3 protein-coding genes are annotated in these 15,987 nt (G+C 52.8%); 2 read left to right on the forward strand and 1 reads right to left on the reverse strand.

Annotated elements, in window-relative coordinates; genetic code table 11:
- Nucleotides 1-13: 13 nt before the first annotated feature.
- Both EUU23_RS02540 and EUU23_RS02545 read left to right on the forward strand, forming a co-directional pair.
- Nucleotides 14-13,195, forward strand: a complete 13,182-nt coding sequence (locus EUU23_RS02540; protein ID WP_160352548.1) for a filamentous haemagglutinin family protein — start codon at nucleotides 14-16, stop codon at nucleotides 13,193-13,195.
- A 93-nt stretch (nucleotides 13,196-13,288) separates the two neighbouring features.
- Nucleotides 13,289-13,819: a retropepsin-like aspartic protease family protein gene (locus EUU23_RS02545; protein WP_160352549.1), complete on the forward strand. Its 531-nt coding sequence runs from the start codon at nucleotides 13,289-13,291 to the stop codon at nucleotides 13,817-13,819.
- Nucleotides 13,820-13,875: 56 nt separating this feature from the next.
- On the opposite strand, the gene EUU23_RS02550 is transcribed toward EUU23_RS02545, so the two are convergent.
- Nucleotides 13,876-15,888 carry a substrate-binding domain-containing protein gene (locus tag EUU23_RS02550; RefSeq protein ID WP_160352550.1) on the reverse strand — a complete coding sequence of 671 codons (2,013 nt, stop codon included), beginning with the start codon at nucleotides 15,886-15,888 and terminating at the stop codon, nucleotides 13,876-13,878.
- Nucleotides 15,889-15,987: the final 99 nt, after the last annotated feature.

A 15,987-nucleotide genomic window follows, 5' to 3' on the forward strand; every position in this document is an offset into this window, starting at 1 on the left:
CTTTTTCTAAAAAATGGGTAAATTTGACATGGTTGATTTGAATGTCCGCTTCACGCGGCTAAGGTTTGGTACGCGTTCTATTTTGATGCGTACTGCAAGCGTAGCTGTCCTTGCGGCTCTAATCGATCCGACAGCAGCGCACGCGCAGCTCGCGGCACGTCGTGGTGCCACGGCCTCCGCCCCCGTCGTTGCACCGCGAGCGGTACCAGGACAAGTCCGGCCGCGCGCTGCAACAGAGGCGCTGGACCGTGCGGTCGCTACACAAGCGCGCGTGGATGATATTCAACGCTACGTCAAACAGGCGCGCGCTGCCGCCGGTGGAACCGTTGTACCCGAAGGATTGCAAGGCTTGGTCATTGCGCGTGGCGTGACACGTGAAGCGCTGGCCGCCGGAGCATTGCGGGCCGCACAGGATTCGACCGGTCGTGTCACATGGCAAGGCGCAGGCTTGCCAACCGAAACAGTGACCGGCGGCACCAATCTGGTGACCATTGTCCAAAATGAATCGCGTGCAATTCTGTCGTGGGATCGTTTTGATGTGGGCCGCAATACGACGCTGCAATTCGATCAAGGCAAAAATAAGGATTGGGTCGCTCTGAACCGTGTGGTTGATGCGGCAGCATCGCCGTCTCAGATATTGGGGTCGATCAAGGCTGACGGAACGGTAATCGTCCTAAATCGCAACGGCGTCATGTTCGGTGCCGGGTCGCAGGTGAGTGCCAATTCACTGCTCGCCAGTAGTCTTGAAATCGGAAATTTTGTAAAAACAGGTCGTGTTATCGCCCCCAGCGGTACAATCGAAAATGGATTTGTCGGGCTTACCCTGAATGAACGCAACATTAGTTTCTTGCAAAATGGACTGCTTCAAGGTGCCGTGGGGCAGGGTGATCTGCAATTGTCGCCAACGATTGTTTCCGCCGAAGTATCTGGCTTTTATTCGTCTTCGACCATAAGTTCTGCGTTCAATGGCAATGAAAGTGGCAGCATCACAGTTGAACGTGGTGCCAACATTTCGGCTGGATCGGGTGGCTTTGTTATTTTGGCCGGACCAAGGGTTTCCAATGATGGATATCTGACTGCGTCCGAAGGCCAAGTTAGTCTTCAGGCGGGCCGAGCTATTTCTGCAACGGCATCGACAGGTGCTGCTGACTCTGTTGACCCTCTGATCCGTGGTCTCATTTTACGGACATCATTTGGCGCGGTGACCGATGTTGTCACCAATAGCGGCCTTATAGAAACCCAACGCGGTTATGCGTCGCTCGGCACAGGGTTGACGGGTACTGTTATCAATGCAGGCCTGATCGCCGCAACAACCAGCGTTTCGAGAAATGGTAATATTTCGCTATTAGGCGGTACAGTGACCCTGGCGGGTGCGGATATACAGGGCGAAGCAAGTGGCTTGGTCATAACACCTGACAAAAATGGCGAAACAGTTCCCCAAGGTACGTCGGCAGAGCCGGCCAATTTTAAAACCTCAAAAATTCAGATAGGCGGCGTGTATCTTGATCCATTTGCAGGCTCCACATCGCCCTTGGGCGAATTTGGTCCCGCATCGATCAGTTTCGGCAAAAACTCTTTAATCTATGCGCCCAGCGCCAATGTCGATGTCGGTGGTAAAGCCGGTCAAACATTTGTTCCCAGCCGTTTTCAAAACGGAGACATTCCAGACGCCATTTCGACTTTGAATGCGAGCCGGATTGATATTGCCGACGGTGTCTTGATCGACGTCGGCGGTGTTAAGGACGTATTGCTTGATTCTTCACGCAACAGTTTGCTGATCGACCCCGTTAAGCGCAACGAACTGCGAGACACGCCGAACTATCGGGAAACGAACACAAATGGTGATTTTACCCTCAACGGGTCTGCCATTTACGTCGATCCGCGGATTGTCGGGGTGCGTGACGATGGAGTCGCCTATATCGGTTCACCCCTGATCGAAGCCGGAAGCGCCGCAAGCCAGATTGGGGTTACCGCCGCCGAGTTTATGACCAAGGGTGGTAATCTAAGCCTAAATGTAGGTGTATTGGAAACGGCAACATCCTTGTCGGCAACACCTAAGATTACGATAAGTCGGGGTGCAGCACTCGACTTCGAGGGCGGATGGGTTCGCTATGCCGATGGTATCGTCAGAACTAGCCGACTTTTGACATCGGACGGTCGCATTGTGGATATTGGGCAGGCCAATCCCAATGATATATTTGTGGCTGTCGGCGACGGCTTTACCGAAGTGCAATCCAAATTCGGAATATCACGCACTTATGGCAATTCGATCTTGCAAGGTGGGCGCTTCGAATATGGGTATGATGAAGGTCGCGACGCCGGATCACTGATCATCAGCGCCTCGACGGCGACTATCGACGGGACTTTGCGCGGCAGTGCGTATGCAGGCGCAAGACAGATTCAACTGGGACGGCGACCCAATGCGATTTCATCAATTGTCGGTGACTTAAGGCTGTTACAAGGCAATGCCGGTATGTTGCCATCTGGCGGCTATGTGCGGATAGGGGCATTTGATCGGTCGAATACAAATGAACTTAGCGGTGATATCATCATCGGGCGCGGCAATTCCCTGGCGCCTGCAGGCTCAATTCTTCTCAGCGATACCGCACTGTCGGCATCCGGACTTTCGGCCCTTTCGTTAAGAACAAGCGGCAGTTTCCTGCTGGAATCGAACAGCAATCTCACACTGGCAAATGGTGGCAATTTTAGTGTCGAGGCAGGCCGTTCTATTCGCTTTGACGGGAATGTCGTGGCGGCTTCCGGCATTGTCAGCGCACGAACCACGGATTTTGGAGCAGGCGGCGGCATCACCGTGGGTAGCGAAGGTTCGCCATTTCGCGCCGATGACAATTTAAGCGCGTTCTTTACTGCCGATCCTGGATTGAACCCGTTTGATATCATTGTCGGCGGTAAAATCTCGACGGCTGGTCTTTGGGTAAATGATTTTGTTGTTCCAGATAGTCCCACCGGAAATGCATGGGGCGATGGTGGTTCGATCACATTGACCGTTGCCCCTGGTGTCTTTGCGGGAATTGGAAATTCTTCGGCCAATTTGACCGGTGCAGTAGATTTGTCGGGCAGCATCAGGATAACAGCTGGCGCGTTGCTCGATGTATCTTCAGGCGGATATGTTGCGTCCGACGGTATATTGGACCTGACGGCAAAAGGCGGGAACATTGCGCTGATTAACCGGACCAGATACGCTTCGGCTGTTCTGACGGATACAGATACGAGCAATACAGGGAATGCCGATCTGCCGCTTGGCGGAACAAACCAGACGGTTACATTTACACCCTACACCATTGGCGATACCAGCGTCACACCTTCGCTTGTTCCAGAACGTCCCGTTTCCGAGGTTAGTTTTGAAGCTGGTTCGTTGAAAGGTTTTGGCTTTGGCGGCGGCGGTACTTTTCAACTGGTAGCACCAGATATTGCGATGGGTTCAAACGCGTCAGGCAAAGGTCCGCATATCGGTTTGGACTTTCTGCAGAAAACTGGCTTTGGCACTCTCGATCTGTCGGCATTCAAGTCACGCATTATTTCCGGCCTTTTTAACAATGGTAATTCCGGCAATTCGGCATTCCTCGAAACCGAAATTTTTAGGATAGGTGCTGGCGAGACCCTGGATTTAACCCAGTCGGTTTTGCCATCCTTGCTCGATACAGCAACGGTCACGCTGTTGACGTCGTTGGCGACCGGGGCCGATATTGGTACGATTCTCGCACCTGCAATTCCAACGGATGTGTGGGACCGAAAGGCGGCAAATCTGCGTCTGGGCGGCCTTACTGAACTTGACGTGGAAGCAGGCGGGACGATAACCGGTGCGGCAGGTGCATCACTATCGCTGCCAAGGCTGTACAATGCCGGAACGATACGGATCGCGGGCGGGTCGATCGTCCAAAATGACACGCTCGATGAAATTTTAAGCATCGCTTCTCGCGCTTCGCGCGTCGTTGGCGCGCGCGATGTGGCGCTTGGTGGCGGCGGATTGGCTGAAATATTCGGGGGCGCCGTTGCCGGGCAGGCAAACGGGTTTGATGAAAATGCGCTATCCCTTATAGACGCTTATCCCAACAGCCTTGGTGTCCAGCAAGTTAGCAATGGGCAGCTGTTCAATCTCATCAATCCGGCAACCGCTGGTAATGATGACATCAATCTGATTTTTACAGGTCGTGTAGCGCTTAATGAAGGCATCCACCTGACTGCAAGCAGCGTTACTGATTTGTCGGGCACAGCGATTTATAATCCGCGCGCACAGTTTTTGGCAAATGGCACCCAGCAACGGGCTGGGCGGTTGGTTAACGGAGGACTGATTTCCACATCGCGCTTGGGCGGCGTGCTAAGTGATTCAGGCAACAGCTCTCCCATAGACCCTAGCAACAAGCTTTTTGCAGCGGCAGGCGCGGTCATAAATCTGAACGGCGGCAGTGGCCAGTTTGACGAACGAATTTCTCAGACCAGCTTTGGCGCCGTCGCGCAATGGAGTGACGCAGGGCGCTTGATCATCGGCAATGGCGCTTTGCTGTCGGGTGCTCAGATAACGGCCTTCGGCGGGGATGATGGCGATGTCGATACCTCTAAAACGCGGGCAAATGGTGGCTTTCTAGACTGGGTCGCTCCTACCATTCGTCAGAATGACGATGGTTCTGCAAATGCCGGGGAATCGCTTTTTGCCCAACAGATCATGGATGCCGGCTTTCAAACACTTGTGGCCCGGGGTGGTTTTTCTACCAGGGGTGAAGTAACGCTCAATCTGGGCAAGGCATTCATCGCCACCACTGATTTTGTTAATGGCGGCCGTTCCATTGCGAATTTGGTCGTCAATGCATTAGCAGGGTCAAATGCCTTCATAAATGCGCCCTATGTCCGCTTTTTGAGCAGTAACCAAGTCATTGGCGGACAAGGTATTTCGACAGGCGCTGGGCAAATCCATTTCGGTGCCAAAGCGATCGATATCGTGGGTGCGGTTGAATTCAATGTTTCCTCGCGGAACGATGGAGCAAACCGGGGAAGTGTGAGCTTCGATGCAAGCGGTGACATTCGCCTAATTGGTACAACTTTGCCTGCAAATAGTGAGGGACAAATATTACCCGGTCTTTCGGGCCAGCTTGTTTCAAACGGCGACCTGTTGTTCAAGGCAGCGCAGGTTTACGCAACAACGGGCACAGGCAACCTGCAGCAGCTTATCGAAAACCGCCGGGCAGGCCGGCCAGATAATGCAACACCGTTTACCATTGCCTCCAGCAACGTGAATGGGCTGGTTAAAATCGAAGGCGCGGGCGCTGTAATTCCCGATACGCCATATTCAGCGGGCAGTTATCTCAGGATATTAGGCGCGAATATCGAACAAAATGGTGTCTTGCGGGCACCGCTGGGTTTGCTGGAAATTGGGGCAAACCAATCATTCGCAGTCAGCAATACAGTCAACGCTCCAGCGACGGCATCGCTCAGATTCGGCAAAGACAGTCTGACATCTGTGTCTGCGCGAACCAATCTAAACTCAACCGACGCTCTCAATATTCCATATGGTACGACGACGGATACAATCGAATACTTCTTCTCGCCGGGAACAAATGCCGTAATTACTTCTACGCCAGTTGGCGAATTGCGATTGGCTGGTCGGGATATATTCATTGACAGCAATGCTGCTGGCGAAGTCCGTGTAGATGCCCGCGGTGGCGGCGATGTATTTGCGTTCGAATTTATTCCAGGAACAGGCGGATCGCGTGACGTACTCGATCGGTTTAACCCTGATATATTCAGCGGTAATGATGGCTTCCAGTTCGCTGATGGCCGACAAGTCTATGCCTTGTTACCGAAAAACAGCGCAACAATTGCCTTGTTTGACCCCCTATATTCGGCGGACTATGGAACTGCCGCTGGCGGCGATATTTACGGTGCCAATGCCGGACGAAGCGTAACATTGGATGCGGCGCCGGGGATCGCCGCTGGTGAATATATCTTGCTGCCCGCCCGCTACGCTCTTTTACCCGGCGCGCTGCGGATCGTGGAAAATGTAGGGGCGGACGTGCCTTTGATTGGGACAACGACCACCTTATTAGATGGCAGCGTTCTTGTTGGAGGAGTCTATTCGACCGCAGGCGCTGATTTTGCAGAGTCTCAAAGACGGTCGTTCACGATCCAGCCAAAAGAAGTATTCAGCAAATATTCGCGCATTGAAATAACATCCGGAACTTCTTCTGCCACAAAGCTGGCCGAACGTAGTAACAATGTCGCGCCACTTCTTCCGCGCGATGCTGCACGTGTAGTTCTTGCGCCACTGACATCATTGAAGGTGGCCGGTGCGTTCGCGACAACCCCGGCAGCGGACGGTTTGGGCGCCCAGGTTGATCTTGGCGGAACGAAGATCCGTATCGCCGCAGCAGGTGCGGTGGCAAAGGCCGCTACGCAAGATTATGTATTGCTGACAACCGATACACTTGCCAATTTCAATGCAGAAAGCCTTTCAATCGGCGCAATTCGCAATAATAATGCGGATGGCACGACCCGATTGGACGTTGTTACCAATATCTTGTTGGTCGACAATGACGTTAATCTGACTGCCCCGGAATTGTTGTTATCAGTTGGCGGACCAGGTTCGCTGCTGTCGATCGAAGATGCGCCCGTTGGCAAAACCGGCGCAGTGCTGACGGCATCGGGTGTTTTGAATGACAAACGTACCGGCGACTTTATCATCAATGCAAATGGATTAGTCGGTTCGTCCTCTGGAAGCATCGATCCGACAGGTTCGGGTGCATTTATCAGGTTAGCCAATGGAGCCGAGCGCCTTGTAACCCGGCAAGGCGATTTCATCGCGCGTAACACGTTGCTGCCCGCACGGCTTGATATCGGGGCGGGAGCTACATTGGGCGCTGCTGCTATTACCCTTGATACCAGCCGGACTTTTGCGATCGACCGAAGTGCAAAAATCGGTGCAGCAACCAGCGGAGGTGATTTCACGCTTGCGCTGTCTGCTGATGCATTACGTATTGGCAGCTTGACATTCCGTCCTGAAATTGAGGCGCAATTTGGTTTGGCAAGCCGTTTAACATTGCGGTCACCAGACATCATCAATTTCAACGCCGGAACATATCGTTACAAAGACTTGACCATTGATGCAGCAGGCATCGGCTTGTCGCAGCCCATTCCGCTGAACGCGGTTACCGGCGATGTACAGATATTTGCCGATAATGTCGTACTACGCAATTCATCGAGGGATATTGGGGCATGCAAAGATGCAGGCGCCCGCCTTTGTGGGGCGTTAAGCGCGTTGACGATCGACGCAACTGATATCACCTTTGGCAGCGGGCAATTCAGGACCTATGGTTTTGACTCCGGAATATCCGGAACAGGCGTTACGCTAGCCGCGCGTGAAGGCATGTATATAACCGGCGCTGGCGGATTTAGTTCGGTCAACTTTGATGAAAATCTCGATACGCCGATTAACTTGCTCACTCCCTTCATTGTTGACCGTTCAAATGTTGCAGACCCGCGTCAGAATTATATTCGGCCCGACTATGCATTTTCAACGGTAGGCGCGATAAATGTCATCAAGCAGGCCGGCACAGGTGCCATTTCCAGTGGACCTGAAGCTCCCGGCGCACGCATAGCCTTTTATGCGGGGAATGCGTTTAACGCCATTGCTTCGGATATTTCCATAGATGGAACTTTTATTCGTGCATCGGCTGGTACGGTCGATGTCAAAGCCGAAGGTTCCATCTTCTTGAAAGGCGATGCGTCGATACAGACGCCGGGTTATGTTCGCACATTTGATGACGGTATCGACAAGACGGTTGTTTCGGCCAATGGCGGCACAATCAACCTGATCTCCACAGGTGTCGGGACTGTTATCGATACATCTGCAGGCAGCTCGCTGATCGTCGACAACGGCGTTGGTAAAGCAGGTACGCTGAATATCTCTGCGGCAGAGGGTGGTGTTACCTTATTGTCCAGTCTTAACTCCGGTATCGCCGCTGGTATCAATCGCAGTGCATCGATATTCCTGGACACCGGGCAATCCGAATTCGGACTCAGTACTTTTGTCACAAAATACGGAACCCGTTTTCAAGGCGATATTGCGATCAGGTCCGGCGCAGGCAATCTTAACTTGCTGGCCGGACAATCAATTGTAGCCGATAGTGTTAGTCTGACCGCTGACGGCGGCATTGTTGCAATCGCAGGCTTGATCGATACTTCAGGTGACAATGTAAGCAGCATAGCGTTGACTGATCCTCGCTATAAGGATGCCCGTGTCGATGGCGGTAATATATCGATATTCGGTCGTAACGGCGTCGCGCTTGCCGCGACAGCATCGCTTCAGTCGACGACAACTGGCTATAACGACCGCGATGCGCGTCAGGCAAGCGGCGGTAACATCACCATTGGTATTGGCATTCCTGAAATAGCAGGTGCCAATGCATTGCTATCGATTGCCGACGGTGCCAGGATAAATGTCGGTGCGGCGCGCACAGGTGACCGAGTGGTTGGTGAATTTATAACGAACCAGCTTACCCGGATTGAATCGACAATTTACCGACTGGCGCAAGGTGATCAGGGTGGGCTGGTTTCGTTCCGTGCACCATTGCTCTCGGATAACAGCATCAATTTCATAAATAATGGACAGATTTCAGGTGCGCGTGAAATGTCGATAGAGGCATTTCGAAGCTTCAACCTGGACGCCATTTTTAGCGGCGGGCTTTTTTCAGGGGTCGGGCTAAGACCCTCCTTCCCGGCTGATGTCGTTACACTCGATGCGCGTGAAGTGATACTGGGTAAGGCCAATTTCCTATCCGATTTCGCCCCAGGTACCATTCCTGAATTCATTAGAAATTTTTCTGTTTCAGGACCCAATGGCGAAATATTAGATGACTATCGCCTGCGTCCCGGCGTTGAATTGAATTCCGTCAATGATGTCCGTCTGTTAAGCAACTGGAATCTCGGGGCCGGACAAATTGTAAATGCCGACGGAACACCGGGTTATCGCGACGCCGTTGCCGCTAGCTTGATCGTTGAATCTCCTCTTGGAAACTACACGTCCGGGCCTTTGGCAGGACAACCGCGTTATGAAATAGTCTTTGGGAAAGAAGCGGAACTGTTCGAGCGCTTTGTCGGAATGACATATCGTGTGAACGGCAATGTCCGTGGCGAGGCACCTGTCATTACCCTCCGGTCAGAGGGTAATCTGGATATCAGGAATAGCGTGAGCGACGGGTTCTTTGCTTTCCACGATGCTACCAACCCTGATTATATCAACTATCAACTGGGTGGCGGCACCCGAACTTTCAGTCCGTCGCTCAATTTGGTGTGCGGTACAGGCGAAGCTGCTGCTTGCGCCGACTCTGAACTATTCAGCAATCTTACCCCCGGCCTGATCGCTGGACCGCCTGCAACGCGGGTAACTATTCAAATCGGTATCGCTCAACAAGGATCTGAAACAAGCCTGCCATTCGTGAATGCGCCTTATAACCCGCTTGCAAATCAGGTCGCAGCGGGCGGAACAGGAGATCCTTTTGGTATCGCCGAATTGTTCCCACTCTTTTCCGACAGGGCATCCGCGCACTCTTCCAGCATCAACTTTGTTTCGGGCGCAACCGCCAGTTCGTCCAATCCATTGCAAGTCAGCTTATCTCGCACCGGTTCGGTGACCATATCAGGTGAAACAAGTTATAAAATTGAGGGCACGCGCGGGACTGGGAGCTTGGCGGGGCCACTTCAACTTGGGTTTAACGGGCCTGAGGTTGGAAATGTTGATCGCGCGCTTTACTCGCTTGGTCAATTGCTTGATCTGATTGATAGCGGGACGGACCCCGAATTTAATGCCGACTTTTACACCGTACTTAACTGGGGTGCAGGGACGACCGGCGCAGCGGCAGAAGCCCGAAGCCGAGCCCGGAATTACGCGGCATTTTTGGGCGGAAATCAGTTTTTAGGCCCACGCACCAATCCGACAGGCGTTCAGGCGCGGTTGCGTGATGTGGTCGCATTTTTAAGAGATTCCGGATTTGCTGAAGCTTATAGCAATGGCGTAGAAAAGAAATTACCAGGTTTTGCCTCGGCTGCCAATATCCTTACTCCGACTGTTTCTTTGCGATCCGAGACCGCATATGTGGGCACGAAAGTGCGGACCGGCGATGGGACAATCAACATTGCGGCGGCCAATAATATTGACCTGCGGAAAAGCGTTGGCGCAGTTCTGCGCGCCGAAGCACAAGGCGCTGTGGCTGCCCAAGTGGGTGGAACCGCTGTCTATACTGCCGGCGTTCGTGCATCGGTAAATGACCTGAATGGAGCTATTCTACCTGAGCCGCAGCCATTAGCGACCAATTATGTTCCGGCTCCGTTTAGCGGGCTTCGTATCACGCCGATATTCTCAAAAGATGGCGGAAGTATCTCGCTTAATGCCGGAAATGATGTCTTGGGTCGACGCGATGTCTGGAACGAAATCAACGGTGAGAACGGATCATTGTTATCACCTTCCTTGCGCGATGTTTCTGTAGGAGGAAACATAACGACAACTTTCGGGTCTAATTCGCCCAGCCAACGCTGGCGCTATGGTTTTGCGACAAACAGCGACACAATAGCTGCCATTGCACCCAATTTCTTCACGTCAGGTGTGGGCGCGCTTGGTGGCGGAGACGTCTCAATTCACGCTGGCCGCGATGTTTCGGACCTGACTGTTGCGTTGAATAACAGTCTTGTAACCGGCGCGATCGATGGAATTCAAACCCTTGTTACGCTTGGCGGTGGTGATCTAGCGATCGTAACAGGTCGCAACATAAACGGCGGCCAATTCGACATTGCATCAGGTGCTGCACATGCCCGGGTAGGAGGTAATGTTGACGCGGCGGGTACTACTTCAAGCCTAGGATCGTTCCAGCTGGATGATCGCAATCTGCTCCGCATTCGAATTGCTGACGCGACATTTGATCTTTCAGCCAATGGATCGGTTGCGATAGGCGGCATCGGTGCATTGGGTGTTTCAGGTACACAATTGACCACCGCACAATTGTCAAATGTAGGCTTTTTCTCGTCGATCGCCGGCGCGCGAATCACCGGTTCTGGTGATGTTGCCATTGTCGGCAACCGGTCTGACCAGATATTGACCGTCGCTAATGGCGTCTTTGGCTTTGTCCTTCCGCCGTCCCTTGCTTTGAACTCGATCAATGGGGATATCGTGTTCGGAAATATTGCAGGTCGAAACCTTTTTACTTCGAATGTCATGTATGCGAGCGAATTTGGACAGCTTTCTTTATTCGCCGGTGGAGATATTTCTAATCTAGTTCTTGCGATGAGTGATGCTGCGCCATCACATTTCTTCGGTGGCGACAGCAATTTGACCACGGGCTTTCCAACCTTCCGCAGCACAAGCAGCGACAATGAACTGAGAATTTTGCACAACCGCCGGATTACCCATTTATCTGATCCTGAACCAGTCCGCATCTTCGCAGCGGGTTCCATAAGTCTGGCAGATATTTCCTTGCCTAAACAGGCGCGGATTTCTGCGGGCGGCGACATCGTTGACCTCTATTTCCAAGGGCAGAATGTCCGCGATAATGACGTCACGCGTATCATCGCAGGCAGGGACATTACAGGCTCCACTCTCGTAGGGACCAATCCAACTACCAATGGCAGAAGCATCGTACAGGGCAATTCCATCATTGTTGGAGGATCAGGCGCGCTTTTTGTAGAGGCCGGGCGCGACCTAGGGCCGTTTTTAACATCCACCGGAATTGAAGCGGGCGGGATCCGTACTATCGGAAATGAAGCCAATCCTTGGCTTGATCCGCAAGGTGCCGATATCTATGCCTTTTTCGGAGTGGGCAAGGGCATTCAATATGGCTCTTTGCAAAGCACATATCTCGACCCTGCCAATCTTGCACAACTCGACGGCGACTTGTTCGAACAAATAGAAGATGAGTTGGGCAATAAATCGGCGGATCGCAGCCGTTTTACCTATGCACCTATTTTGGCGTCCTGGTTGCGAGCCAATAAGCCTGACCTTTTTGCTTCCATTTTTGGAAGTGGTAATCCTACAGGTGCTGATGTCTATGGTCGCTATGCAGATGTTTATGCAGCATTTTCTTCACTGGACCAAATTACACGCAATCAGTTTCTGATCGATAAGCTGTATTTTGGCGAGCTCGCAGCAGCATCGGATCCCAACAGCGCGTCGTTCAATCAGTTCATTCGGGGTTACCGCGCGGTTGAAACTTTATTCCCTTCGCGATTGGGGTATACGGATAATCTGTCGACTTATGAGACCGATCCTTCGACAATCAACGCGGATCATCCGTCCGGTGTGCCAACCAAGATTTTGGTCAATGGTCAGCCATCGGTAGCGACTAAAGTGGAAACCGGGAATGTGGATTTGCGTCTTGCAACAATCCAGACGGCCCGCGGCGGCGACATTACATTGATTGGCCCGGGCGGTAACTTTATTGCAGGCTCGGTTGTACGTACTGAATCTCAATTGACCCGGCGCGGCGCGGTAGCGCGCGGAACTGGCATCATCAATCGCGTAGAGTTATTGACTGCTGCCCGCAGAATTGCGTCTATACCGCTTGGTGCCGAGGGAATATTGACATTGCGTGGCGGTGAAGTTCGCGGATTTACCGATGGAAGCTTCGTCCTCAATCAAAGCCGTCTATTCACACAGCGCGGCGGTGACATTACCCTGTGGTCATCGAACGGAGACTTGAATGCCGGTCAGGGGCCAAAAAGCTCTTCGAACTTCCCCCCGGTTGCGCTGAGGTTCAATCCCAACGGATTTTCCGAAGTCGACAGCGCTGGTAGCGTTTCAGGTGCCGGTATAGCTGCATTCCGGCCCACGCTTGATATCGAACCGTCGTCGGTCCGGTTGATCGCTCCTGTCGGAACGGTGGATGCGGGCGATGCAGGTGTGCGGGCGTCTGGCGACGTCTTTGTGGCCGCGGCGCGCGTAACCAATGCGGACAATTTCAAGGCGGGTGGTTCAGTTTCCGGCGTACCGAGTATCGGCGCAACTGCAGCACCTCCGGTTCCCGCTAGCGCCGCATCGGCAATTGCCGCCAATGCCTTCCGCGCGACCGACGCAACAAGCCAAAGTGCAGATCGACAATCACGGATCTTTGTTGATGTTCTCGGTTATTTTGGCGGCGGAGAATATTGCCCCGAGGGGAAAGAGCCGGATGCCAACGGACAGTGCCCGCCAGAATAAACATTGGATGGCAAACGCTGCGTTAACGATAACGCATAACCTGCCTTTGGTGATTGCCGCGTTAATCATGCTTCCCTGAAATGGGGGTATGTTATGAGTTTCTGGATGCTTGCGGGCGGGCAGTTGGGCAAATGGGCTTTGCTTGTGCTTCCCGCGCTATCTGCGGTGAATGTTAAACCCGCAGTTAAACCGTCGGTTGCCAGTGGTGCCATCGCTGTTCGAAATGCAGGCTTTGTCGACATTACACCGCGCGCAGTCCTGGACTCAGGCGAAATTAACCGCGCGCCCGATGGTCTCTTTTACATCAATGCCCAAGTAAACGGTACACCGGTTCGTTTTCTGGTTGATACGGGTGCATCGACTATTGTCCTCACCAAAAGCGACGCTGCACGGGCGGGCGTGCTGCCCGATAATGATGCGTTCGATCAAAGTGCCGATACAGCGGGCGGGGCAACCACCATGGCGCGTACCAAGCTGGCTCATTTTACAGCCGCTGCAACTGAACGGCGCGATGTCGATGCAGTGATTGCGAGCGAGGGGCTTGGCGTTTCGTTGCTTGGCCAAAGTTGGTTGTCGCAACTTGAATCGTTGCAAATCAAAGGTGACCGCATGGTTATGCGGTAAAAAAATACGGCCCCGGATTGCTCCGGGGCCGAAAGTCTACTTTCGGGGGTCGAAAGTTATGCGCCGAGTGCTGGATCGCAAACTGGGTTGTTGTTCGAGTCAGCAGCCTGATCGATGTTATCGACGTCGGTTGCTGTTGTTGGATAGGTGTCCTGGATCCACAGATTCAGAGCGCCTACTGCAGTCGGACCCTTTTTGAGGAAGGTGTCAGTGATTGCATTCTGCCATCCAGCAGAAGGAACCGCGGTGTTCGACTGCGACAGGATGCCAAGCGACGTCGCGCCTGTGCCCTTGAACGTATTGGCGCCTACTGCCCCATTGATGCTGTTCTTGGTGATTTTACCAAAGGTAGTTGCCATGAACTGAACGATGCCAAAACGGTTGGCATTGTTACCAGGTACCAGCGGGTTGGCACCCTTGAAGCAGGTGTATGTCAGCATGAATGCTGCACCTGTTACAGGATAGCCCTTGGCAGGCGAAGCCAATGTCGACGTGATTGGCACGTTCGGGTTGTACAGAACGGCTGCCCAGTGAAGCGGATTTGCACGGCTTACTGGGGTAGCTGGGTTCGTTACTGGATCGATGATCAGATATGGGTCAACCGAACCAAGTGTACGCGGATCAAGCGTGCTGTAGGCACCCGAAGCCGCGGTTGATTCTGGTGGCAGAACCGTTCCGAATGCTGCGGCTGCGTTCAATGCGCTTGGCATGACATAAGACGCGGAAGTACCTGATTGTACGGCGGCTGCAAACAGATTGCGTCCGGCAACAGGTTTCACGAAGTCAGCACCGACATAACCCAACTTACCGTTAAGCTTGATGCCTGCGGTTGTTGAATTGATCAGTGTGTTGTTGACGGTCGTTTCGATCGCTTCGGCAACGCCCGACGAACCGTCAGCAACTGTAAACAGGCCGGCAGTTGGTGCGTTCGTGAATACGCCACCAGGTGCAAGTGTCGCGTCGCAACGTGCGGTTGTGGCGTTAACTTCGCTCCAGAGGCAGATATTGTCGGTTACGCGGTCATATACGAGGCCACCCAGCGACTGAACTGTACCCGAGAAATTGGTGGTAGCTGAAGCCGGGAAGTAGCGTGTGTCAGGACGCAAGCGACGAATGTCGATTGCGCTGGTGTTGTCAAATGGCAACAATTCAGCAGCTCTGTCAAACTTGTTGGTTGCAACAAAGGTGTCGCATTGTGCAGCCATCGCGCGTGTGAACACATCGCTGCCGCCCGAACGGTCAGCACGACCGATAAGACGGATTGGAGCGCCTTCTGCAGTCCAGCGAGCAAGTGTATCATTGACGGTATCATGCAATGATTGGTTGCTGTTCAATGTCTTCAAAGCGGCATCATTCCAGTTGGTGATTTCGCCGTTGAAGATTTTGCAATACGCAGAACGGTTCAAACGCAGACCGCCTGATACTACACCATTGATCGATGCAGGAACCTTGACATTGAATTTCATGTCGACGGTGGCCGCACCTGTGCTGTTCTGACCATAAACTGGGTTATAAGCAAATGCGATTGGAATGACATAAAACGGTACCTGGATCGCAGGGCCAGCTTTATTTGTCGCGTTGTTTGCAGTTGCATTATAGGCGCTCAGGTCGCTCACGGAAACAGGTGCTTCCGAAAATGCGAATTGAGTGTTGGTCCATGTACCGAACGGATTGACGTTACCAGCAGCTCCGGTCAATGGCGGGTTGGTTGCGAACGTGCGCCAAATCTGACGACCAGCACCTGAACCGGTGCCGATATACTTTCCTTCAAACGCAGGCTGAATTTCTTCGGCAGCGCAATCATGGACAGGGTTGGACACTGTTGGTGCAGTTGGCGCGTACAGGCCAGGTGCAATTGTCAGCAACTGGTTCGAGTTGGTGCCATATGGGTTCAGACCTGCGCCTGGATTGCCGATGCAGTTCAGTGTACGAACAGCAACGTCACCAACGGTGGTCGCGCCGGCACCGCGCAGTTCGACGGGAGGGATTGCAACCTGTGCATGCGCTGCACTGGCAACAAAGCTTGAAGCGGCGCATGCCACTAAAAGTTGAATGCGAGAAATTTTCATGGAAAAATGATCCTTCGAGTGGTTGAAATTCAGTATATATTTCAAAAAGGAGACTTTAATCTTAAATCGAAACACTAATGTTCAAGTGTAATGATCTAA

The organism is Sphingorhabdus profundilacus (assembly GCF_009769755.1).
In the GTDB taxonomy this organism is placed as follows: Bacteria; Pseudomonadota; Alphaproteobacteria; order Sphingomonadales; family Sphingomonadaceae; genus Sphingorhabdus_B; species Sphingorhabdus_B profundilacus.